General features: G+C 63.6%; 1 pseudogene. It reads left to right on the forward strand.

The window, feature by feature from the left end:
* Positions 1 to 462: pseudogene (locus tag P0D80_RS51185) on the forward strand (Tn3 family transposase); the annotation flags it as partial.

Genomic DNA, 462 nt, shown 5'->3' on the forward strand with positions numbered 1-462 from the left:
CCGCGCGGTGCTGGTCGCGCTCGCGTGGCTGCAAGGCTTCCGGAACGCGCACCGCGAATACCTGCTGCTGACCGACAACGACCTCGATAACCTGCCGCTGGACTGGTTGCCGGAGAAGTGGGAGCGCGCGGTGTTCCCGCACGGCCGGGACAGCCGGATGCTGCACCGCCGGTTCTTCGAACTGGCTGTCTTCAGCCAGTTCATGCGTGAACTGAATTCCGGCGATCTTTACGGCGAGGGCAGCGACTGCTTCGACGATTATCGGGGGCATCAGGTTTCCGACGAGGAATTCCGGCGGGAGCTGCCACGCTACTGCGAGATCGTGGGCTTGCCCACCGACGGCAAGAGCTTCGTGAAGGATCTGCGAGACAGGCTGAACGCGGCGCTCGACGAGGCCGATGCGAACTTCCCGGCCAACGACAGCATCGAGTTCGTCGATCAGGAGCTCGTCATTCACAAGCC

The sequence above is a fragment of the Paraburkholderia sp. RL17-373-BIF-A genome (assembly GCF_046030175.1).
GTDB lineage: Bacteria > Pseudomonadota > Gammaproteobacteria > Burkholderiales > Burkholderiaceae > Paraburkholderia.